The sequence below is a fragment of the Fibrobacter sp. UWB4 genome (assembly GCF_002210345.1).
Taxonomy (GTDB): Bacteria; Fibrobacterota; Fibrobacteria; order Fibrobacterales; family Fibrobacteraceae; genus Fibrobacter.
The window spans coordinates 81,787-103,299 of record NZ_MWQI01000003.1; the positions used below are offsets into that span (position 1 = coordinate 81,787).

Below are 21,513 nucleotides of genomic sequence, written 5' to 3' on the forward strand. Positions count from 1 at the left end.
CTGTTTTTGGGGAACATAGAATTGGTTTTAATCGTTATTTTTCAGTTCCGTAATACGTTGCATACCATTCTGCGAATTTTCTAAGTCCTTCGCGGAGAGGTGTTGCGGGCTTGAATCCGAAATCATTCTCCAGGGCGCTTGTGTCGGCATAGGTCACGGGCACGTCGCCGGGCTGCATGGGCACAAGTTCCTTGTGCGCTTCGAAGTCGTAATCGGCAGGGAGCACTTTCGCACGGACGAGTTCTTCCTGGAGGATCGTTACGAAGTCGAGCAAATTTTCCGGGTGGTTGTTGCCGATGTTGTAGACCTTGTACGGCGGGAGCGGGAGACCGTCTTCGCCGTTTTGCTTTTCGGGTGCATGCTGCATCACGCGCACAACGCCTTCGACAATGTCATCGACGTAAGTAAAGTCGCGCTTGCACTTGCCGTAGTTGAAAATCTGGATCGTCTTGCCGGCCTTAAGCTTGTTTGTAAAGCCGAAGTAGGCCATGTCCGGGCGGCCTGCGGGTCCGTAGACGGTAAAGAAGCGCAGCCCCGTGCTCGGGATGTTGTAGAGCTTGCTGTAGGCGTGTGCCATGAGCTCGTTGCTCTTCTTGGTGGCGGCGTACAGCGAGACCGGGTTATCGACCTTGTCGTCGGTGGAGTACGGGATTTTCTTGTTGCTGCCGTACACGCTGGAGGAACTCGCGTACACGAGGTGCTCGACTTCAAAATGTCGGCAGGCTTCCAGGATGTTGTAGAAGCCGATAAGGTTGCTCTGGATGTAGGCATCCGGATTCGTAATGGAATAGCGGACGCCTGCCTGGGCGGCGAGGTTCACGACAACTGCGAAGTGGTACTTTTCGAACAAGCTGTCGATTGTCGCCTTGTCTGCAAGATTCGCTTTGATGAATGTCCATTTTTTCCCGGTTGATGTGGCGAGAGCCTCAATTTCCTTGAGACGCTCGTACTTGATGTTCACGTCATAGTAGTCCGAGATGCTGTCAATGCCGACAATTTCAGCGCAGGCATAATCGCTCAGCAGTTTCTTGCAGAGGTTGCAACCGATAAAGCCGGCAGCTCCTGTGACGAGGACTATCTTTCCGTTCAGGTTGACATTCTTATCAAGCATGATCTTTCCTTAGCAACCGATGGCGCTGTATTCAAATCCTGCGTCGGCGAGTTCCTTTGCATCGTAGATATTGCGGCCGTCGATGATGAGGGCGTTCTTCATGGACTTCTTCATCACGCCGAAGCTCGGCATACGGAACTGCTTCCATTCGGTCACGAGGAGGAGGGCGTCGGCATCGAGCAATGCTTCGTACATGTCGTTGCAGTAGACGATCTGTTTTGCGATTGCAGCGGCGTCATCTCGTGCGGCCATTCTGCGCTTGCATTCGTTTATGGCGACCGGGTCGTAGACGCGGACAATGGCTCCTGCCTTAACAAGCTTGTCGATAAGCACGAGAGCGGTCGCTTCGCGCATGTCATCTGTTTCGGGCTTGAAGGCGAGGCCCCACATGGCGATTGTCTTGCCCTTGAGGTTTGCTTCGCCGCCGAAACGCTTTGCAAGTTTGTTGAAAAGAACTGTCTTCTGGTATTCGTTGACTTCTTCGACAGCCTTCAAAACGCCCATTTTGTAGCCATTCTTTTCGGCGGTCTTGATGAGGGCCTTCACGTCCTTCGGGAAGCAGCTTCCACCGTAGCCGCAGCCCGGGTAGAGGAATTTGCTACCGATACGGGTATCGCTACCGATGCCCTTTCTCACCATGTTCACATCGGCACCCACAAGTTCGCAGAGGTTTGCGATGTCGTTCATGAAACTGATGCGGGTCGCGAGCATGGAGTTCGCGGCGTACTTGATCATTTCTGCGCTCGGGATGTCCGTGAAAATCACGCGGAAGTTGTTGAGCATCATCGGGCGGTAGAGGCGGGTCATGAGTTCCTTCGCCTGTTCGCTTTCCACGCCAACGACAACGCGGTCGGGCTTCATGAAGTCCGTAATAGCGGAACCTTCCTTCAGAAATTCCGGGTTGCTGGCCACGTCGAACGGAACGTTCACGCCGCGCTTGTCGAGTTCTTCCTGGATGGCCGCCTTGACCTTCTTGGCGGTGCCGACCGGGACTGTAGACTTGGTCACGAGAACGGTGTACTTCTTGATGTTCTGGCCAAACGTGCGGGCCACGGCGAGCACATACTGCAAGTCGGCGGAGCCGTCTTCATCGGGAGGCGTACCCACGGCGCTAAATACCATTTCAACATTGTCGAGAACGCTTGCAAGATCGGTCGTGAATTTGAGGCGGCCTTCGCGCTGGTTCCTGAGCACCATTTCATCGAGACCCGGTTCGTATATAGGAATTTCACCTTTCTGGAGAGATTCAATCTTGGCCTGGTTCACATCAACGCAAGTCACGTTGACACCCATTTCGGCAAAGCATGTACCGCTAACAAGTCCAACGTAACCGGTACCGACAATAGCAATATTCATAAATAAATCCTTGAAAAATTTTCTTCCTTAATCTTTTTAAAAGAAATGTAATAAAAACGTAAGGCTTTGTTTTATAAACGCAAAAACGCTGCCCCGCAGGGCAGCGTCGTGAGATGCGTGAGCTCAGTTCTCTCCATTTCTCATTTCTGTTTGCTCACGGTCCATCGTGTATGTCAGGTATTCCTTGAAATCGCGGTCAATCTTTGCTACATCGAAATCTTCAATGTCGTCAATGAGAATTCCGACATTCGTTGGATTGTCAGGCCAATCGTATAACGGGATTTCATCAAGAATAATGACCTTGTCCTGCGCCTTGGCGACATATTCAACTTTGGATTTTTCGACCCAGCCCATTCCGCATCGTCCTTTGACGAGAACTTTGGTTTCAGCTTCTTTGACAATCGTCAGTTCGTCATTGAATCCTGCGGTGCAGATAACTTCGCCGCCATCTTTTGCATTTGTAACTTCGATGTCGCCGAGTTTTGATTTGACAACACGTGCTGCGAATGATGATGTGACCATAAACGCAAGCATTACTGCGGTTATAAGTTTTAAAGTTTTCATGATTGCCTCCTTGATTATTGTGAGGCGAACAACTGCCTCAATTGTAAACTACAAAGTAACATTGTTGCAGAGTAGTAAATTAATGGTTTAATTTGGAATAAAATTTATTAGTTTATAATAAAAGCGCTGCCCCGGAGGACAGCGCTTGGTAGATGTATGAGTTTAGTTTTCTCCGTTTCGCATTTCCATCTTCTCACGGTCCATCGTGTAAGTCAAGTATTCCTTGAAATCACGATTGATATCCACTCCATCGAAGTCAACATCGTTGCCTTCTAAGACGAATACTGCACTCGGATTATCAATCCAGCCAACGAGAATTTGTTCATCCAAACTAATGGAATTATCTCCCGGGCCTTTTGCAACGTATTCGATCTTGGATTTGTCAACCCAGCCTTTTCCGCAGTTTCCCTTGACAAGTACTTTCGTATCTGATTCCTTGAGAATTGTGAATTCATCGTTAAAACCAGCTGTGCAGACTACCGTGCTGCCATCTTTATCGGATGTGAGATCGATATCGCCCAGTTTTGATTTAACAGTTCTTGCGGCAAAAGATGTGCTGACCGTAAGAGCGAGGGCAATAAACAGTGCACATTTAATGCGATTCATGATTACCTCCTTGTGATTGAGACGAACAATCGCCCCCATTGCATAAGCTACAAAGTGGCGTTTGGCAGGAGTAGTTGAGGAGTATTCCAGATTGGAATAATTATTTTGTATCTTATCAATAAAACTAAGGAAACGAAAATGATTGACTTAAGAAAAAATTGGGCGATGAATATCGCGACTTTTGTAGTGTCTGCGGTTCTCGCGGCGGGGGCGTTTAGTAGTGCTTTTGCGAAGAGCACTCCGTCTGCTGACGAAGATATTAAAATCGTTAAAATCAACGATGACAATTTCGAAAAGGAAATTCTGCATTCCAAGAAGCCAGTGATTCTCGAGATTTCATCGACAAGTTGCCCGCCGTGCCTTGTCATGATTCCGACGCTTATCGGTATTGCGAAAAATTACAGCGATATCAAGATTGCGTCTATCGGGATTGACGAACCGAATATCGAAAAGATCAAGAATACGCTTCCGATTCAGGCGTTCCCGACGTTCTTTTTCATCAAGGACGGTCGCATTATCAACCAGCGCGTGGGCGTTATCAAGGAGCCTGAACTTCTGAGCGCTTTGGATTACACGCCGAAACCGAATGCAACGCAAAAGGCGAAGAGCAAACCGAAAAAGAAAAATGCGCACAAGAATCTTGTCTGCAAGGTAGATGGCCAGTTCAATGGACTCAAGAATCTTGTGACGATTTCGTTTGTGTTCGGCGATTCAGAAATTGAAAATGTCGATATCGTGACGGATGTGTTTGTGCCGCCGGAACAGTTTGACAAGCGCGACCAGATGATGGATCGTATCCGTGCAAGTGGCAAGGGCGAGGTCGCTCCGACGATGACAGGTTTCCAGATGCATATCGACAATGATTGCCGATTCATGAAGGCTATGGACATGAAGCGCACTTCGACTTACGGCGAAATGCGCGCTGGGCTTGAGTTGCAGGGATTTACTTGCAAATAGCTTTGTCAATCCGACAATAAAAAACGCTCAAATTGCTGTGAAATACCCCCTTTATGGGGGTATTTTTTATTGTGGTAAAAAGGATGTGGTATGAAAAACAAATTTCTCTTTTTATTTTTGGCGGTTTCTGCTTCTCAGGCCGCGGTGAATCTGGGTGTAAGTCTTGGCGATAGCATCAAGCCGGTGACGCATGTGGCGACGGGCTCGCTTTATGGCCTTACTGAGAGTCTTCCGAGCAATATCGAGCGTGATGTCGCCCCGCTCAAGCCGAACGTGTTCCTTTCTCCGGCGCGCAGCGGTAACGGTCGCCAACAGCCGATTGGTGGGGCTTTCCTTGTGGCTCCCCGTGTCGAAAGCATTGGTGCGAAAATTCAGATTCGCCTTGCTGACGTTTTACCGGGATGGCCGTACAAGTTCCAGAATATGGACCACTGGAAAAATGAAGTAAAATCGGTCATCAACGACAAGCTTAAATCAAACAACAAGAATTTTGACGGTTACGAAATCTGGAACGAGCCGAATGACACTTGGAAATCGAATATCGACTTCAATTCCGGTCTCTGGAAACAGACTTACGATTTAATTCGGCAGATGGACCCTGGTGCAAAGATTATCGGCCCTTCGTACTCTTTCTACCACGCTTCGCAAATGGAAGCGTTTATCAAGTATTGTGCACAGAATAACTGCTTGCCCGATGTCGTGAGCTGGCACCAGTGGGGGAGTGGAGGCTTTGTTGGAGCTGTCGAAACCTACCGCGCGCTTGAAAAAAAGTATAACGTGACTCCGCGTCCGCTGAGCATCAACGAATATTCTTCGACGGAGCATTCCGAAGAAGGTTGCCCGGGTTTGTCGGTGCCGTTTATTGCAAAGTTTGAACGTCACGGCGTCGAAAGCGCAATGATTTCCTGGTGGTTTGTACCGCTTCCAGGTCGTTTGGGGAGCCTTCTCACCAAGGACAATGAACGTGGTGGCGGCTGGTGGCTTTATAAGTGGTATGGCGACATGAGTGGTTACATGGCTAAAGTGACCCCGCCGAACGACAAGAGCGATGGCGTGGACGGTTTTGCCGCTCTCGACAAGAAGAAGGGCTTTGCAAGTATTGTGCTTGGCGGCAACACCAAGGGCGATGTGAACGTAAATATTTCGGGCATCCCTGCAGAATTTGGCAGTCAGGTAAATGTCTCTGTAGAATATGTTGTATGGGAAAATAAGGACAAGGCAGTGCCTTCGACCACGACTGTATCAAATAAGGATTACGATGTCAGTGGCGGAAAGATTACGGTGCCTGTAAATATCACGAATACAAAGTATGGCTATCGTGTGTATATCACGCCGATTATTCCGCAAGCCCCTTACAAGGATACGGCTATGGAGATTCCTGGTAAAGTCGAAGTCGAAAATTACGATGTAGGCGGTTCGGGCAAGGCTTATCTTGATTTGGATGATGACAACAAGGGTGGTGAATATCGCGAAGACGCTGTTGATATCGTGAAGGCCGGTGATGGCTATGCTGTTGGTTACACGCAAGAGGGCGAATGGCTTGAGTACACTGTGAAGGTTGCTGAAAAAGAAGATTACGCGGTTTCAGTCCGCTATGCGACTTCTTCGGAAAATACGGGCATGAAGCTGTATGTCGATGGCGAGGTCGCCTTGGACAATGTCGCGTTCCCGCAAGGCGCGGGCTGGGAAACTTATTCGACGGTCGATGCCGGGAAGGTGAGTCTTTCTGCGGGCGAGCATGTGCTCAAGCTTGAAATTGTCGGAAACTATGTCAATATCGATTGGCTGAACTTTGAAAGCGAAAAGACGATTGCGATTGGAAAGCCTATGCTGCACGCTGTTCCGCATGAGGCTAGTTATGATGTGTTCGATATGCAAGGTCGCCTTGTTGCAAAATTGAAGGCGTTCGGCTCCGAAAGTTTGCGCTCAAAAATTTCAGCTACGGTGAAGCGCTCTGGAACCTACATTGCAAAGCCTCAAACGGGCGGAAAAATGTTGCGAATTTCGGTGAAATAGGTAAAAAAACTTTATTCGCTAAAGTTTGTTTAAAACTTGCGCCAAAAAGCCGGTTCCTTATGGAGCCGGCTTCTTTGTAGGAGTTTATGAGGAGTCTATGAATTTTTCAAAATGTGCTGTAGCAAGGCGGTACAACCTTCGTTGACGTCTTGCCAGGTGGCTTCGAAATCGCCTGTGTACCAGGGATCAGCGACATCTCGGTTCTTGCCCGCCCAATCCATGAGAAGTGAAATTTTACCGGCTTGGGAATCGTGCGCATCTTGAATTTGCGCTGATTCTCGATCTTTGTTGTACTGTGCAAGTTCTTGTTCGTAAATGTCGCGGGGCAAAATCCAGCGGAGATTCCGCAGGTTGTTTTGATCCATGAGCACGATGTAGTCGTAATGATTGTAGTCGGCGACGGTCATTTGTCTGGCCGTTTTTCCGCTACAGTCGATTCCGTGACGTGCGAGCATGCGCCTTGCGGGCGGGTACACCGGATTTCCGATTTCTTCGGTGCTTGTCGCTGCTGATGCAATCTCGAAGTCGCTTGCTTGCGGGTTCGAGTCTCGCAAATCGCGGACCAACTTTTTCATTACAAATTCTGCCATCGGGCTACGGCAAATGTTCCCGTGACATACGAACAAGATTTTTATCATGCGTCTTTCCTAAGGCTTTCCAAGATTTTGTAAAGTGTGCAGTAAAGCGACTTTGCTTCGTCTTCTGACAAGTTTACACAACTTGCCATGGACTTAGGAACGCTCGCTGCTTTATGCTGCAACATTTCACCTTCGTTGGTCAGGCTTACCGAAAGGCAACGCTCGTCGCTTGCTTCGCGGGTGCGCGTGATGTAGCCTTTGCTCTCGAGCTTTTTCAGGAGCGGGGTCAGCGTTCCCGAATCGAGGTAGAGTTTCTGCCCGAGTTCAGTGACGTTACATTTTTTCTCTTCCCACAGCACGAGCATCACAATGTACTGCGTGTAGGTGAGGGCAAGCGGCTCCAGGAATGGCGCGTAACGGCGCGTGATTTCCTTGGAGACGGCGTACAACGGAAAGCATAGTTGATTTTCAAGTTTTAGTGAACAGTTCATTGCGCCTCCTAAAGTAGCTTTTCAACGCAAGCCCGTACGTCGTTCATGTCGGCGGTGGGCTCGAATCGCGCGACGACGTTTCCTTCGCGGTCTACTACGAACTTGGTGAAGTTCCACTTGATGTCCGGATTATTCTTGTAATCCTTGTCGATACTCCTGAGGAGTATGGCCATCGCGGCGGCTTTCACTCCGAACCCGAAACCTTCGAAACCTTTTTGCGATTTCAGATAAGTGTAGAGCGGGAGTTCGTTTGGACCGTTCACGTCGGACTTTTTCATCTGCGGAAATTCCGTACCGTACTTGAGCGTACAGAATTCGTGGATTTCGTCGTCCGTGCCGGGCGTTTGTCCTTTGAACTGGTTGCAGGGAATGTCGATGACTTCGAATCCTTTGTCATGAAAGTCGGAGTACATCTTTTCAATCGGCTTGTAATGCGGGGTGAATCCGCAGCCGGTTGCTGTGTTCACGATGAGCATCACTTTGCCTTTGAAGTTTGCGAGCGGAACATTGTTTCCCTTTCCGTCGATGAGAGTGTAATCGTAGATGTTCATATTGTTTCTCCATATTTGATTGTTTATTTTAATTTTGTACAATTCAATTTTATAAAATTTAATTAAAAATGGCAATAGCTGGCCGAAAAAAGTAAGTTATAATTTGGTTTTTATGTGATTTTTAGCAAATGACATGTCATCTTGACTGCTAAGAAAACCTGCATCTTCGTCATCCCGAGCGTAGCGAGAGATCCAGTTAAGTCTAGATAGCGTTTAAATTTTTTACTGGATTCTTCGCCATAAATGGCTCAGAATGACGCTGTGGACATTGCTTTTTCTACATTTTACACCATGAAATCTATAGAAGTTGTCGCGGGTGTTATCACGGATGGCGGGCGCATTTTTGCCACGCAGCGTGGGTATGGCGACCAAAAAGATGGCTGGGAATTTCCGGGCGGCAAGATGGAACCGGGAGAAACGCCCGAACAGGCGCTAGTCCGTGAACTCCAGGAAGAACTTGATGTTAAAGTGATTGTTGGCGAGAAGATTTGTACGGTGGAATACGATTACCCGAAATTTCACCTGACGATGCATTGCTTTTACTGTACGCTCGCCGCAGGCTGCAAGCCAAAACTCTTGGAACACGAAGACGCCAAATGGCTTGACCGCGCAAACTTAAATACCGTCAACTGGCTCCCCGCTGACATCGAAGTCGTAAAACATCTTTAGCATCACCGTCATCTTGAGCGTGATGGAATCCTACTTCTCCGTCATCCTGACCCGTAGGGAAAGGATCCAGTTAAGTCTAGTATAAGCGAGACAAGATATGACTGGATGTTTCGTAGCGTTGCTACTCAACATGACGAAGAGTCATTGCGTCTTGTCATTCTGAGCGTAGCGAAAACAAATCAGAAGGCGAGCGTTGCAAAAATGATCTTGCTCATTTTTATAACCGAGCCAAAGAGTTGGGGCTTGCCCCATCCAGTTAAGTCTTGTAATGGCGATTATTTTTGCAATTCTCGCGCGAGTTCGGTCCCTTCGAGGAGTTCGCCTAAGAACTCGCAGTAGGGAGTCGGAATCCCGTGAGCCTTCCCGAGCTTGCTGATGGTCCCGCAGAAATACGCGTTTTCCGTTTTGCGTCCGGCCTCGATGTCCTGCAACATGGAACACTTGCCGAGTGGCGTGTAGTTGCATGTGAGTCGCAAGTTCTCTTCGAGGTCTTCGTTCGTGAGCGCAAAGCCTTCGGCGTTTGCCACCTGAATGACTTCGTTCCCGATTTTACGCACAAGCGATTGCATCACCGGGAAGTTGAAACCCGCAAATGTCGAACGGCAAATGGCTCCGATTGAATTGAACACGGTGTTCATCAAAAGCTTTTTCCACATTTCCAGACGGATGTTCTCTGGAATCTTGTGGACGATGTGCGCTGCTTCAAAAAGCTGGTGGATGGCTTCGACGCGCTCAGATCGGTGGTTGTCTTTTTCGCCAAAGAGGATGATGCCTCGGCCAGCGCAGTCGATATTTCCGTGCTGGTTGATGGACTGCAAATTGACAATGAATCCGTACAACGTCTTTTCTGCACCGTAAACGCGTTCAATTTCTGTTTCGGAATGCACTCCGTTCAAAAGCGAAAGTAACGCGGTGTTCGGACCGACCGCATTTTTCGCTTCTTCGAGCGCTTCGTTGAATTGCAAATTCTTGGTTGCAAAAATCACGAGGTCAACGACAGGGACTTCGTCCGGCGTGACGAAGTTGAAGTCCGCCTTTTTCCCGTTGATGACGATTCCGCTTGCCTGGTAGCGCGCCTTGCGTTCGGCGTCCATCACGCAATAAAGCTTGTTCCCAAGAACGCTCAAGAGCTGTTCTGCCACAACGGCACCGACAGCCCCGAGACCCACAACTGCAACTGATTTGATCTGCTTCATAGTGAGAAATATATCAAAATTCTAGAGTACTTTTTGATGAAAAACATTATGGAGTATTATAGCAAGGAGATTCCCGGTCAAGCCGGGAATGACAGGTTTGAGGCGTATGCCAAACATATGGCGGGCATGAGAAAAAACGATCGCTTTTAGTTTTTTTTCGGCTACAGCGGTAAACAGGGGGTGCAAAATTTTTTGGCGGTTTCGGGCGCGAGCGATTTATATTTATGGTATGAAAAATTTGAAGTTTGCGATTCTTGGGTGCGGTCATATTGCGACAAAGATGGCGGCCGCTGTAAAAACTTTGGAAAATCAGGGGAAGGGCGTGGAATGCTATGCCGTGGCTTCCCGCAATTTGGAAAAGGCGACCGCTTTTGCCAAGGAATATGGCTTTGAAAAAGCGTATGGAAGTTATGAGGCGCTGGCTGCGGATTCTGCAATCGGTTTGATTTATATTGCGACACCGCATTCGCACCATCATGAATTTGCGAAACTTTGCATTGAGCATGGCCGGAACATCTTGGTCGAAAAGGCTTTTACGGCGAACGCGAAGCTTGCCGCCGAAGTGATTTCGCTAGCGCATGACAAGGGCGTTTTCTTGTGCGAGGCGATGTGGACGCGATTCCTGCCTGCGCTGGAGACCATTCGCAACTGGATTCGCGATGGCCGCATTGGCCGTGTCGAAACGGTTGAAGCCGATTTTTCGATGAAACTTAGCGATAGGGGCCGTATGCATGACCCGGCGCTTGCGGGCGGTGCGCTTCTAGATATCGGTATTTACAGCCTCACGTTTGCGGACTTGTTCCTCGGCACGCGCGAAACTCCTGATGGCAACATCGTCCGCAATGAAATTGCATCGATGGATTGCAAATGCATCAAGTTCAAGACTGGCGTGGATGCGACCGACTGGATGAATCTCACGTACGAAAACGGCCAGAAGGCTTATCTCAAGACTTCGATGGTCTCGCCAACGCATAACGAGGGCGTGATTTATGGGACGGCTGGGCAAATTCGTGTGCAGAATTTAAATGACATGGTAAAGTTGGAACTGTATGATGACGCTGGGAATGTTGTTGAAACAATTGAGCCTACGCGTCTTTGCAACTGCTACGAATACGAAGTTCTCGCATGCAAAGAGGCAATTGAAAATCCTGCGCAGTTCCGGCACGAAATTTGCGACGGTTCGATTGACAATTGCTCGAATTCTCGCGCACTCTCGAATGTCGCGCACTCTATCGTTTGGGAACGCCCGGAAATGACTCACGCAAAGACGATGGAATTCATGACGCTCATGGATAAAATTCGCGAGCAGTTTGGCGTACGTTATCCGTTCGAAGAATAAAAGTGCAAAAAGCCCTCGCGAATATTCGCGAGGGACCTTTGCTTAATAATTTTTTTTTGAAAAGGAGATGCCCGCTTGGAGCGGGCATGACAAAGAGACTAGAATGACTGCGACTACACGTTCTTCACGCAACGCACGGATATGGCGTCGGATCGATAAACGCCCTCGATGTCAACTGAATTGTCGGTGAGGCTCACGCGGAATGCGTTCGTCTTGCCGTATTCATCTTTTGTCCAGAATCGTGCTCGCCTACCGAAGTGGCAGAACGCTCCGTTGTCAAAACGGTAACCTGCCGGCAGTGCGAAGAATCCAAACGTATCATCACCGGGCTTGTGCCAGAAACATTCGCTGCGCAGTTCTCGTCCGTCTGTTTTGGATTTTAAGACGCTGAGCAGAGTTTCCCATTCCTTACGGCTTGGAATATGCCATCCTTCTGGGGCGATGCCCTGATAATTCCGTTCTTTAACTTTGTTGTACATTTCGATGTCATTTGCAGGAGACTGTTCGCTATACTCAGGAGGAATATCGAGAGCCGTTGTCCATGTGTAAAGACGCCCGAATTTTTTTACGTTCGATTCATCGTTGTTGGGCGCGTAGCTCCCTGCGGCTTTGAATCGCAAGTTTTCGACCATCCAGATTTGATCTCCGATTTGAACGGTGTGGTAGGTCTCGCCATCACGCGTGTCCATGAACGCTCCGTAGTTGAACATTCCGATATTTTTGACAAGGCAGTCTTCATGGGAAACAGTGTTTTTGGCATTGGTGGATTCTTGTTCGCTTATTTTATTGACGTGTTTTCCCATGCAATAACCTGAAATGCCAACGATTGCAACGGCGAGTATCACGAAGACGATGAATGAAATATGCATACGGCCTCCTTTTTTATACTACAGGAATAACAACTATCCAGAAGGAATCTGAATAATCGGTTTCCCCTTTAAATTTTTTTTGTCTGTCTCAAGTAATGTATAATAAAAAAATCAAAAATCCAAATTTTTTTTGAATGTTTTATTGCAAAATGGAATTATTGATTTATTCTCTTGATTCAGCAATTTTTTTGATGATTTTTACGACAGTTTTCATGCCTTCGACGGTCACGTGTTCAAATGGCCCGTGGTAACCGTAGCCGCCTGTGCCGAGATTCGGGCAGGGGAGTCCCATAAAGCTGAGCTTTGCTCCATCGGTTCCGCCACGAACTGGGTCGCTTACTGCAGGAATGCCCACAGATTCAATGGCGGTTCGAGCGCGTATGAGGACTTTTGGATTTTTTTCGATGATCTGAAGCATGTTGCTGTAGGAATGCTTCAGTTCTAGTTTAACGGTGCCCTCACCAAATTTTTTATTGAATTTTTCAGCGATTTCTTTTAAAAACTTTTGGCGGTCCTCAAAGTGGGCTTGATCGTGGTCGCGAACAATGTAGTTGAGAGTCGCTTCGCTCACGTCGCCCTGCATGTCGGTCAGATGGTAAAATCCTTCGTGACCTTCGGTTGTCGCTGGCGTTTCGCTTTCTGGAAGTGCCATCGCGATTTCGGCCGCCATGAGGCTTGCGTTTTTCATGATGCCTTTTGCCTCGCCGGGATGTACACCCTTGCCGTAAATCTTGAACGTGGCGCTTGCGGCGTTGAAATTTTCGTAAGCGATTTCACCTTCGTAGCCGCCATCGACTGTGTAGGCGTATTTTGCCTTGAAATAGTCCAGGTCCAGGCGGTCGGCGCCGCGTCCGATTTCTTCGTCCGGCGTGAAGCAGATCCAGATGTCGCCGTGCCCCGAAAGGTTCTCGTAACCGCGGCTTTCGGCGTGTCGGTCTGTTTTGATGAGTTCTTCCATGGCGGTTACGATTTCTGCGATGCCGGCCTTGTCGTCTGCACCGAGGAGCGTTGTTCCGTCGGTCGTGATGAGTGTACGACCTTTAAGCCATTTGAGGGTCGGGAAGTCCTCGACCTTGAGCACGGCACCAGAACCTTTGAGCAAGACGTCTTCGCCATCGTAGTCTTCGATGATTTGCGGTTTGGGGTTCACGCCCGAGAAGTCTGGTGACGTGTCCATGTGGCTGATAAAGCCGATAGGGGTATCGTTTTCTCGACCTTCGGTAGCGGGCAAAAGTCCGTAGACGTAGCCGTTTTCGTCCATTTTGACTTGCTCAAGTCCGATACTTTCGAGTTCGTTTGCAAGGTATTTTGCAAGTTCGAGCTGCTGGTGTGTACTTGGGCAACTTTCGCTGGATTCATCAGACGTGGTCGTGAAACTCACGTACTTTAAAAAGCGTTCCTGGATATTCATATTGCCGTCCCCCAAAATGGATTTGATAAGATATTTTTTTCTCTTTGTACAGATATAATTTATCTTTTTTTTGATGGTTCAGGCGTCTTTAAAGAAAACTTGTGCAAGAAAACGTAAGTCTTGCCGTAAGCCGATGACCCGCTCGCAGATGATGCAGGCGGTTCATTCTGAAAATACGAAGCCAGAAATGACGGTGCGAAGGGCTCTTTTTAAGGCGGGAATGCGTTATCGTCTCCACCGTCGGGATTTGCCTGGAACGCCGGATATTTTTGTACAAAAGTATGGGGTTGCAATTTTTGTGAACGGGTGTTTTTGGCACCAGCACGGTTGCAAGCTCACGAGCCGCCCGAAGTCGAATTCCGCGTTTTGGAACGACAAGTTCGACCGCAACATTGTGCGAGACATTAAGACGCAACATGAACTTTCGCTGTTGGGGTATCGCGTGGCGATTGTCTGGGAGTGTTCCTTGCGGACGGATGGCGTGGCCGATGCGGAAAATATGGGGGCTGCCCTCACGTTGGAGCGCTTAATTGATTTTATCAAGAGCGATGACGAGACGATTGAGCTATAAAATTGTAGTTTAGGATAGGGATTATTGGGGAGTTCTTGAGAAGGAGGCTTTATGACACTTGAAGAAGCGGTTTTGGCACGACATTCTGTGCGTAGATACACTTCGACGCCGTTGACCAAGGAGCAGGTCGAAGAACTGCAGTCGCGGATCCGGCGGCTGAATGAAAATTTTGCACTCCACATGCAGCTTGTGCTAAATGACGATGTGGCGTTTAGCGGACGCTTGGCGCATTATGGCTCGTTTAGGAATGTGAAAAATTACATCGCAATCGCGGGGCAAAAGTCTGTGGCGGGCTGTGAAGCTTCGCTCGATGAACGCGTGGGGTATGTGACTGCCGATATTGTGCTTTTGGCGCAAATGATAGGGCTCAATACTTGCGTGGTCGGGCTTACGTTCAAGAAGGCTCCGACGATTGAAATTGACGATGGCGAAAAGCTGGAACTCGTGATTGCGATTGGCAATGGCGAAACTCAGGGTGTGCAGCACCCGATGAAGCCTGTGACGCGAATTGCGCCGGATTACGATAATGCTCCCGACTGGTTCAAGAAGGGGATCGACTATGTGATGCTTGCGCCGTCGGCACTGAACCAGTTCAAGGCGAAATTTACTGTTGACGAGGGCGGACACGTTTTTGCAAAGCCGCGTTTGGGCTATTTTAGCAAGGTCGATCTTGGAATTTTCAAGTATTTCTTTGAAATTGGGGCGGGCAAGGAAATTTTCCGCCGTTCCATGCAAACTTTGCGCAGTTCAGACACGATTTAGCGCTGTTTTGTCATGCCCGATTTAATCTCTTTGATCACTTAGTGCTTTAGCACTTATGTGAGCATGATCCGCGTATGGGGAGGGCATCGCCCTCTTGGGCTTGAAAAAAAGGAGATTCCCGCTCGGAGGCGGGAATGACTGATTATACTCAAATTTTTTTTTAATTTTATGGTAACACTTTCGAATACCTCCGGTGTTACATAAACGTGAAAAGCCTAGAAACCTTAAAAAAAGCAGGATTTGCAAAGATTTACGAGAAGTACGCGCCTATGGTCTATAGGCGCTGCCTGCAACTCCTTCGCGATGACGCTGAAGCTAGCGACCTTATGCAAGACGTTTTTTTGCGGATTTATTCAGCATCGGAACGCCTGGATATGGATTCGCCGAGCAGCCTTTTGTGGAATACGGCAACGAGACTTTGCCTTAACCGCATTCGTGACAAGCGCCGTCGTGGACTTGACGTAGATTCTTCGAGCCTGCTTTTGAGCATCGCTTGTGCCGAAGACGAGCATGACGATTACGAAACGAAAAATGTGCTGGCAAAGCTCTTTTCGAAGGAACCCGAATCTAGCCGCACAATGGCAGTCCTTCATTTTGTCGATGGAATGACGCTCGAAGAGACTGCCCGTGAAGTTGGACTCTCGGTAAGCGGTGTGCGCAAGCGTTTGCGCGGGTTACAGGCCAAAGTTAAAACTCTGGAGGTTCAGTGATGATTCCCGATTGGAAATTAGAACGATTCCTGACTGGCGACTTGCCGGAAGAAGAAATGAATAAGCTTCGCGAGCTTGAAGCGAATGATGCGGTGTTTGCAAATCGCGTGAAAATGCTCCGTGAAGACAACAAGGCAATTTTGAGCAAGTTGCCGTTTGAAACGTTTGCCGCGAATCTTGGAACGGCAACGGGTACTGCTGCGAAAAATGCGCCGCGCTTTACGCTCGTGAAATTTGCGGTTGCGGCCATGTTCATTTTCGCGGTTGCCATGGTGGCGTTCTTTGCCCAGCGCGAAACTTCTGTGATGAACGAACGCGTGGGGGCCGATGTTGCATCTGTCGGAGGCTCTCAAAACACGCAGGTTGCATTTACTGAAACTCAGTCCGATACGCGAATCAAGGGACTCGACGCCCGTATGGAAGTCTGGAAAAAGACTTCGGCCGGGATTGTCCAGTTGAACGATCTTGATTCTGTCGGCGAAGGCGATGAGATTCAGTTGCGCTATGCCGTCCCCGAAAAATGCTATGGACTCCTTTTTAGCATGGACGGTAATGGCGCCTTGACTTTGCACATGGGCGATGGCGTGAAGGCGATTGAACTTGCTCCGGGCAAGATGAATTCGCTCCCGTTTGCGTACAAGCTTGACGATGCTCCGTACTTTGAAAAGTTCTTCTTCGTGACTTCTCCCAGGGAATTTGCTGTTGAAGAAAATGATATCGACAAGTTGCTCAAGAGAAGTGATGTGAAGGTGGTTGGTTTTACTCTCAAGAAGGCGGGTAAATAATGTTTATGATTTCGAATAAGTTTTTTGGGGTGTTGTCTGGTTTGTCTTTTGCGCTGCTTTTTGCGTTGCTCTTGTTGGTTTCAAATGCCAATGCGGCAACAGAATCAGGCCGTATCAATCGCTACGTTGTTGCCGTGAGTGCCAATAACGGTGGCGCTGGCCGCCCGGTGCTACGCTATGCGGAAAGCGATGCCCGCTCGTTTGCTAAAGTGCTCAAGGAAATGGGCGGCGTGTTGCCGCAGAACGTGATTCTCGTGAAGGAACCGTCTGTTGTTGCGCTGCAAAAGGAATTTGCAAATCTCGATGCAAAAATTTTGCAGGATAAAGCATCTAACGGTCGCGATGAAGTGCTCGTCTATTACAGCGGTCATGCCGATGAAAAGGGACTTCGCTTGGGCGAAGAAACTTACGCCTGGAAAGATTTGCGTAATCGCATTGATGCTCTCAGTGCCGATGTGAAAATTGCTGTGATTGATGCTTGCGGTTCTGGTGCGATTACCCGCGTGAAGGGCGGTAAGGCGGTGCCTGCATTTATGGTCGATCAGAGTAGCGATATGAAGGGCTATGCATTCATCACAAGCAGTACGCAAGATGAATCCAGCCAGGAAAGCGATAAGCTCAAGGGTTCGTTCTTTACGCACTCGCTTGTGAGCGGGCTCCGTGGCGCAGGCGACTTGAGTAGCGATGGAAAGGTGACTTTGTCCGAAGCCTACCAGTTTGCTTTCAATGAGACATTGCAAAAGACGGAAACGACGCTGGGTGGCGCACAGCATCCGAGCCGCGACATGAACCTTGCCGGTACGGGTGACGTGGTGATGACGGATTTGCGTGCAACAAGTGCAGGCCTTGATCTGGACGAAAATGTTTCCGGCCGTTTGTACATCCGTGATGAAAATGACGAACTTGTCGCTGAACTCAATAAAAAGCTTGGACGCGCGATGAGTCTTGGACTCCCGGCAGGCAATTATACAGTGAAACTTCAGCAGAAGGCTGATTACATGGGCGTTTCGGTGGCGCTTAAAAATGGCAAACGTGAAAAGATATCGATTGTCGATTTTAAGAGTGTTGCTGCTGAACAGACTGTTTCTCGTGGCGATGTTGGCCGTAATAGAAATTGCTCCAGTGGGGATTCTATTGCCTGCTCGCTTGATTCTTTGGATCATAATGGAAAATTCCGTACGACATTTAATTTTGTTGATGTTGAAAATAATCCGCGTAAGGGATTGCAGATTGGCTTTTTTGTAGCTCGTACTGAAGATTATATGTTGGGTTCGCAGGTGAGCTTGATTGCCAATGTTGCCAAAAGGGAAATGCATGGCTTGCAGGCAACAACGATTGCTAATGTGGCGAGGGACCATTTCGAAGGTGCTCAGCTTTCTTCTGTGGTTAACTATGCGGGTTCTTTAGATGGCGTTCAGCTAAGCACTGCTTTGAATGTCACGAAGGATAAATCCTCTGGTGTGCAGATCGGTATTGTGAACGTCGCGGTTGACACTCTTGATGGTGTGCAGGTTTCTTCAGGCGTGAACTATGCGAAGTATACGGATTTTCAGATCACGGCCGGTGTGAATGCTGCTGTTTCTTCAAGTGTCCAGGTTGTTGCTGGTATTAACTACGCGACAAATTCTGATGTCCAAGTGGCAGCTGGCATTAATGCAGCTCATGAGAACGATCACGTCCAGGTGGGTGTTATCAACTATGCGACAACGGAAAAAGGTCGCCAGTGGGGTATTATCAATATTTGCGGCGAATGCGAAAAGTCTCCGGTCGGCATTATAAACATTGTCGGAAACGGTGTGTGGAACGTAACTCCTTACATCAACGAAATGGGTGCACTTGGTGGATCTGTCCATTTGGGTACGGCTTATTTCTATACGAATCTTGAATGGGCTGCATTCTTCAAAAAAGGACATGTCTTTAAGGATTTTGAAAAGTTCTATGAACATGGTATTGGTATCGGTACCCAGTTTGGAAAGTACGGAAGTCACTGGGAACTTGAATACACGTTCTTCAATGTTTACAATAAATTCGGAACAGATAAGGATGACTGGAAATCTGGATACCATCACCGTGGACGCGTAGGTTACACGTACCAGGTTCTCCCGGGCTTTGGCCTTTCTGTGGGTGGATCGCTGAACTTGACGAGTGTCGGCTATTTGAATAAGCTTTTGCTCAAGCCTCTTGGCGATTATCATGACGATTTCTGTAGTAAAAAACATAGATCTCGTTGGTGGCCTGGATTTTATGCAGGACTCACGATCGGCAGATTCTAAGGTCTATTGTCGATATGATACAAGCTAAATGACGTTATGATACGAAGTGGCGGAATCCAGTTTTTTTTCGACTGGATTCCGTTTTTGTTTAATGACAGGTAAGATGAATTTGATGAAGTGGTACCATTAAAAAGTTATTTTTTTGAATAAGTGGTAACACTTTTTGTACTTTAAAGTGTTCCATTGGGGAAAGGAACCGATGTAACAATGAAGTTTATGTTTAGGATTTTTGTCTTTGTCTTGATGGCTGTAGCGTTTGCTGCTGCACACGATAGTATTGTCTTTAACGGAATTGTTCAGGATGATTCGTTTGAATCTGGTGAAAAGCTGAATGTCGAAATTCTCGAAACGGGCGAAGCTTTGCAGACGACCGTGGGGACTCCTTTTAGCGTGGTTCTCCCTGCCGATACGCTTTGGAATGTGTGCGTCACGAACTCCGATACGGCAGGGGCTGCAAAGGAAAAGTGCTATGAACTTTTGTATTTCGGAAACGATAGCACTTTCAGCAAGACGCTTGGCCCCGACGCTGTCACAGTTGACGAGTCTAATGTGCCTGCGCAAGCGTCTGATAGTGTCATCCTGAGCGAAGCGCAAGCGGAGTCGAAGGATCCAGTGAAGTCTTCGTCGGATTCCTCCGACGTTGATGTTGAAAAGCTTCTCGCTTCGGGTAGCGCAAATTCCAAAGTGACCGAACTCAAGAAAGTCGTGGTGCAGCTGCGTCGCCGCCCCAAGCGTAAGCCGGGTGAATCCGTGGTGAGCGCTAAATCCATCAAGCGTATGCCGGGCCTTGCCGAAGCGGATGTCATCAAGAGCATCCAGGCGCTTCCGGGCGTTGTTGCGAGTTCCGATTTCAGCTCCAAGATTTATGTGCGCGGTGGCGCTGCCGACCAGAACCTATTCCTGTTTGACAATGCGGTCGTCTATTCGCCGGTGCATTTCTTTGGGCTTTTCAGCACATTCCTCGTCGAAGGCATTGACGATGTGCAGTTCTACAAGAGCGGATTCCCGGCGCAGTACGGCAATCGCTTGAGCTCCGTGCTCAAGATGGATGGACGTGCGGGCGGTCAGGATTCCGTGGAAGAATGGTTCAGCAAGTCGAGCATCAAGGTCAGTACATTTGCGGCACAGCTCCATACCGAAGGCCATAAGGGACCTGCGCGTTGGGTGCTTGCGGGACGTACGACTTACATTGGCTATGTCCTTGATTTGTGCAATGCGATTGGGCTTTTGGACCTCGATCTCGATTACGAATTTACGGACTTGCAGGGAACCTTCATGTACGACTTTTCTAAAGATACGCGCATGAAACTCAGCTTCTATATCGGCAAGGACCGCTTGGAATTTGACCCGCTTTATATGGACTGGGGAAACATCGCTATCCCGCTTGGATTCTACCACCGCATCAATGGCAACTGGGACTACAATGCGACTCTTGCTTACAGCAAGTTCTACCAGACGATGAAGGTGAGCGACCTTATGTCAATTGAAATGCTCCTTTATACATTTGCTGGTAAGCAGTGGCTTAATTACCGTGGTATCGAAAACCATACGATAACTTTGGGCTACGAACTGGAATATGACTATGAACGGTATCAGGAGGCGATGGCCTCGATCTCGGTTGCTGATATTGAAAAGCCGTTCCATCATGTGGCTTACGTGCAGGATGCCTGGAAGATTTCGCCAGATTACTTGCTGCAATACGGTTTGCGATTCAATTACCAGACGGCATCAAAGCACTTTGGTGTAGAACCGCGAGCTTCGCTGAACATCACTCTTGACGATACGAAGTCGTTGGAACTTTATGGCGGTTACTATTTGCAGTATATGAATTCGATTGTGTATACCGACCAGGAAACGCTAAACGAATTCTATTACCCGGCAACGACAACGACGGATGGCAAACATATCAAGCCGGCTTCTTCATGGCTGCTTGCGGCGGAGTATAGCCATCGCGATCTGTTTGACGGTTACGATTTTACGGCCGGAGTTTATTACAAGACGCAGAATAACTTGAATACATTTGCGATGAAACAGGATAGTAGTGATGGATCGTCTTCTAAAAAACTAGTGCTCGCCGACAATTTTGGAACGGCTGATGGATATTCCTTTGGTTACGAACTTTCGCTCCGTAAAGATAAAGGTTGGTGGTTCGGTGGAATCAACTGGAGCCAGAGTATCAGCGCCGCGCGCTCCAATGACGGGACCAAGGCGTATTATCCGAGTTGGCATCAACCGTATGCGCTAAAGATGGATTTGGGCATCAACTGGAAAGGCGATGAAGACGCCCTCTGGAAGCATAAGAAAAAAGGCCGTTATTTGCGCTCTTCCTTGGCGCTCAAGTATTCGTCGGGAATGCCGATTAGCGAATACAAGGGATATTACCTGCAACAGGAAATCGGGACGCAAAGATATTCAGACGATATCGTTGTGCTTCCGGGAAGCCGCAATGCTGGCCGCCAGACGGACTATTTCAGGATTGACTTGAAGGCAATTGACATGGGGCGCGAAGGCAAGTGGAATTTTAGCTGGACCATTATCAACTTGACGAATCACGACAACATGTTCTACACATTCTACGATACGCGCAAGACTCCGCCGAAGAAAACAGAAATTACTCAGTTCCCCTTTTTACCGATTATGTTGAATTATGAATACTACTTTTAGTTGCTGGTTAATAGTTTGTAGTTAATAGTCAAGA

General features: G+C 48.3%; 20 protein-coding genes. 10 read left to right on the forward strand and 10 right to left on the reverse strand.

What is annotated here, in order from left to right; genetic code table 11:
- Positions 1-34 precede the first annotated feature (34 nt).
- The 4 genes from B7990_RS07110 to B7990_RS07125 form a co-directional block, all read right to left on the reverse strand.
- On the reverse strand, positions 35-1,111 hold the full coding sequence (locus B7990_RS07110) for an NAD-dependent epimerase/dehydratase family protein (RefSeq protein ID WP_088640317.1): 1,077 nt from the start codon (positions 1,109-1,111) through the stop codon (positions 35-37).
- A 9-nt stretch (positions 1,112-1,120) separates the two neighbouring features.
- Positions 1,121-2,467 (reverse strand): UDP-glucose/GDP-mannose dehydrogenase family protein, encoded by a 1,347-nt coding sequence (locus tag B7990_RS07115; protein WP_088640318.1) that lies wholly within the window; start codon positions 2,465-2,467, stop codon positions 1,121-1,123.
- Between the two features lie 123 nt (positions 2,468-2,590).
- Positions 2,591-3,031, reverse strand: coding sequence for a hypothetical protein (locus tag B7990_RS07120; RefSeq protein WP_088640319.1), 441 nt, complete (start codon positions 3,029-3,031; stop codon positions 2,591-2,593).
- 162 nt (positions 3,032-3,193) lie between these two features.
- Positions 3,194-3,637: a hypothetical protein gene (locus B7990_RS07125; protein ID WP_088640320.1), complete on the reverse strand. Its 444-nt coding sequence runs from the start codon at positions 3,635-3,637 to the stop codon at positions 3,194-3,196.
- 138 nt (positions 3,638-3,775) lie between these two features.
- On the opposite strand from B7990_RS07125, the gene B7990_RS07130 reads away from it, so the two are divergent.
- Positions 3,776-4,594 (forward strand): co-chaperone YbbN, encoded by an 819-nt coding sequence (locus B7990_RS07130; protein WP_088640321.1) that lies wholly within the window; start codon positions 3,776-3,778, stop codon positions 4,592-4,594.
- Positions 4,595-4,684: 90 nt separating this feature from the next.
- Positions 4,685-6,610, forward strand: coding sequence for a cellulase family glycosylhydrolase (locus B7990_RS07135; protein ID WP_088640322.1), 1,926 nt, complete (start codon positions 4,685-4,687; stop codon positions 6,608-6,610).
- A gap of 95 nt (positions 6,611-6,705) precedes the next feature.
- Here the strand turns inward: B7990_RS07135 and B7990_RS07140 are convergent, their stop codons facing one another.
- Genes B7990_RS07140 through B7990_RS07150 form a run of 3 tightly spaced genes read right to left on the reverse strand, consistent with a single transcriptional unit; the run spans position 6,706 to position 8,230 of the window.
- Positions 6,706-7,248, reverse strand: a complete 543-nt coding sequence (locus B7990_RS07140; RefSeq protein WP_088640323.1) for a low molecular weight protein-tyrosine-phosphatase — start codon at positions 7,246-7,248, stop codon at positions 6,706-6,708.
- The gene (locus tag B7990_RS07145; protein ID WP_088640324.1) at positions 7,245-7,679 is read right to left on the reverse strand and encodes a MarR family winged helix-turn-helix transcriptional regulator; all 435 of its coding nucleotides are present in this window, start codon (positions 7,677-7,679) and stop codon (positions 7,245-7,247) included. Before B7990_RS07145 ends, B7990_RS07140 begins: the two co-directional genes overlap by 4 nt.
- 8 nt (positions 7,680-7,687) lie before the next feature.
- Positions 7,688-8,230 (reverse strand): glutathione peroxidase, encoded by a 543-nt coding sequence (locus B7990_RS07150; protein WP_088640325.1) that lies wholly within the window; start codon positions 8,228-8,230, stop codon positions 7,688-7,690.
- A gap of 291 nt (positions 8,231-8,521) precedes the next feature.
- On the opposite strand from B7990_RS07150, the gene B7990_RS07155 reads away from it, so the two are divergent.
- Positions 8,522-8,899 carry a (deoxy)nucleoside triphosphate pyrophosphohydrolase gene (locus tag B7990_RS07155; RefSeq protein ID WP_088640494.1) on the forward strand — a complete coding sequence of 126 codons (378 nt, stop codon included), beginning with the start codon at positions 8,522-8,524 and terminating at the stop codon, positions 8,897-8,899.
- 275 nt (positions 8,900-9,174) lie between these two features.
- Here B7990_RS07155 and B7990_RS07160 read toward each other — a convergent pair whose 3' ends face one another.
- A complete protein-coding gene (locus tag B7990_RS07160; RefSeq protein WP_088640326.1) occupies positions 9,175-10,095 on the reverse strand; it encodes a ketopantoate reductase family protein in 921 nt (306 codons plus the stop codon).
- A gap of 229 nt (positions 10,096-10,324) precedes the next feature.
- Between B7990_RS07160 and B7990_RS07165 the strand changes: the two genes are divergently transcribed.
- On the forward strand, positions 10,325-11,434 hold the full coding sequence (locus B7990_RS07165) for a Gfo/Idh/MocA family protein (protein WP_254917379.1): 1,110 nt from the start codon (positions 10,325-10,327) through the stop codon (positions 11,432-11,434).
- A 113-nt stretch (positions 11,435-11,547) separates the two neighbouring features.
- On the opposite strand, the gene B7990_RS07170 is transcribed toward B7990_RS07165, so the two are convergent.
- Complete coding sequence (locus B7990_RS07170) at positions 11,548-12,303, reverse strand: fibrobacter succinogenes major paralogous domain-containing protein (protein ID WP_088640327.1); 756 nt, start codon at positions 12,301-12,303, stop codon at positions 11,548-11,550.
- A gap of 163 nt (positions 12,304-12,466) precedes the next feature.
- Positions 12,467-13,714, reverse strand: coding sequence for a peptidase T (gene pepT, locus B7990_RS07175; RefSeq protein WP_088640328.1), 1,248 nt, complete (start codon positions 13,712-13,714; stop codon positions 12,467-12,469).
- Between the two features lie 133 nt (positions 13,715-13,847).
- On the opposite strand from pepT, the gene B7990_RS07180 reads away from it, so the two are divergent.
- The 6 genes from B7990_RS07180 (at position 13,848) to B7990_RS07205 (ending at position 21,479) form a co-directional block, all read left to right on the forward strand.
- Positions 13,848-14,285: a very short patch repair endonuclease gene (locus tag B7990_RS07180; protein WP_254917380.1), complete on the forward strand. Its 438-nt coding sequence runs from the start codon at positions 13,848-13,850 to the stop codon at positions 14,283-14,285.
- A 51-nt stretch (positions 14,286-14,336) separates the two neighbouring features.
- Positions 14,337-15,047 carry a nitroreductase family protein gene (locus B7990_RS07185; protein ID WP_088640330.1) on the forward strand — a complete coding sequence of 237 codons (711 nt, stop codon included), beginning with the start codon at positions 14,337-14,339 and terminating at the stop codon, positions 15,045-15,047.
- A gap of 206 nt (positions 15,048-15,253) precedes the next feature.
- Positions 15,254-15,757 carry an RNA polymerase sigma factor gene (locus tag B7990_RS07190; RefSeq protein ID WP_088640331.1) on the forward strand — a complete coding sequence of 168 codons (504 nt, stop codon included), beginning with the start codon at positions 15,254-15,256 and terminating at the stop codon, positions 15,755-15,757.
- Positions 15,754-16,542 carry a hypothetical protein gene (locus tag B7990_RS07195; protein WP_141099235.1) on the forward strand — a complete coding sequence of 263 codons (789 nt, stop codon included), beginning with the start codon at positions 15,754-15,756 and terminating at the stop codon, positions 16,540-16,542. The genes B7990_RS07190 and B7990_RS07195 overlap by 4 nt, the downstream gene beginning before the upstream one ends.
- 32 nt (positions 16,543-16,574) lie before the next feature.
- Positions 16,575-18,815, forward strand: a complete 2,241-nt coding sequence (locus tag B7990_RS07200; RefSeq protein ID WP_176407242.1) for a caspase family protein — start codon at positions 16,575-16,577, stop codon at positions 18,813-18,815.
- Positions 18,816-19,031: 216 nt separating this feature from the next.
- A complete protein-coding gene (locus tag B7990_RS07205; protein WP_254917381.1) occupies positions 19,032-21,479 on the forward strand; it encodes a TonB-dependent siderophore receptor in 2,448 nt (815 codons plus the stop codon).
- The last annotated feature ends 34 nt before the right edge of the window (positions 21,480-21,513 follow it).

Bases quoted from the DNA above. Each gene is read 5' to 3' on its own strand.
- B7990_RS07150 (WP_088640325.1), bottom strand. From the start codon at position 8,230: ATGAACATCTACGATTACACTCTCATCGACGGAAAGGGAAACAATGTT.
- B7990_RS07180 (WP_254917380.1), top strand. From the start codon at position 13,848: ATGACCCGCTCGCAGATGATGCAGGCGGTTCATTCTGAAAATACGAAG.
- B7990_RS07120 (WP_088640319.1), bottom strand. From the start codon at position 3,031: ATGAAAACTTTAAAACTTATAACCGCAGTAATGCTTGCGTTTATGGTC.
- B7990_RS07125 (WP_088640320.1), bottom strand. From the start codon at position 3,637: ATGAATCGCATTAAATGTGCACTGTTTATTGCCCTCGCTCTTACGGTC.
- B7990_RS07155 (WP_088640494.1), top strand. From the start codon at position 8,522: ATGAAATCTATAGAAGTTGTCGCGGGTGTTATCACGGATGGCGGGCGC.
- pepT (WP_088640328.1), bottom strand. From the start codon at position 13,714: ATGAATATCCAGGAACGCTTTTTAAAGTACGTGAGTTTCACGACCACG.
- B7990_RS07185 (WP_088640330.1), top strand. From the start codon at position 14,337: ATGACACTTGAAGAAGCGGTTTTGGCACGACATTCTGTGCGTAGATAC.
- B7990_RS07140 (WP_088640323.1), bottom strand. From the start codon at position 7,248: ATGATAAAAATCTTGTTCGTATGTCACGGGAACATTTGCCGTAGCCCG.
- B7990_RS07160 (WP_088640326.1), bottom strand. From the start codon at position 10,095: ATGAAGCAGATCAAATCAGTTGCAGTTGTGGGTCTCGGGGCTGTCGGT.
- B7990_RS07145 (WP_088640324.1), bottom strand. From the start codon at position 7,679: ATGAACTGTTCACTAAAACTTGAAAATCAACTATGCTTTCCGTTGTAC.
- B7990_RS07135 (WP_088640322.1), top strand. From the start codon at position 4,685: ATGAAAAACAAATTTCTCTTTTTATTTTTGGCGGTTTCTGCTTCTCAG.
- B7990_RS07110 (WP_088640317.1), bottom strand. From the start codon at position 1,111: ATGCTTGATAAGAATGTCAACCTGAACGGAAAGATAGTCCTCGTCACA.
- B7990_RS07165 (WP_254917379.1), top strand. From the start codon at position 10,325: ATGAAAAATTTGAAGTTTGCGATTCTTGGGTGCGGTCATATTGCGACA.
- B7990_RS07205 (WP_254917381.1), top strand. From the start codon at position 19,032: ATGTTTAGGATTTTTGTCTTTGTCTTGATGGCTGTAGCGTTTGCTGCT.
- B7990_RS07170 (WP_088640327.1), bottom strand. From the start codon at position 12,303: ATGCATATTTCATTCATCGTCTTCGTGATACTCGCCGTTGCAATCGTT.
- B7990_RS07130 (WP_088640321.1), top strand. From the start codon at position 3,776: ATGATTGACTTAAGAAAAAATTGGGCGATGAATATCGCGACTTTTGTA.
- B7990_RS07115 (WP_088640318.1), bottom strand. From the start codon at position 2,467: ATGAATATTGCTATTGTCGGTACCGGTTACGTTGGACTTGTTAGCGGT.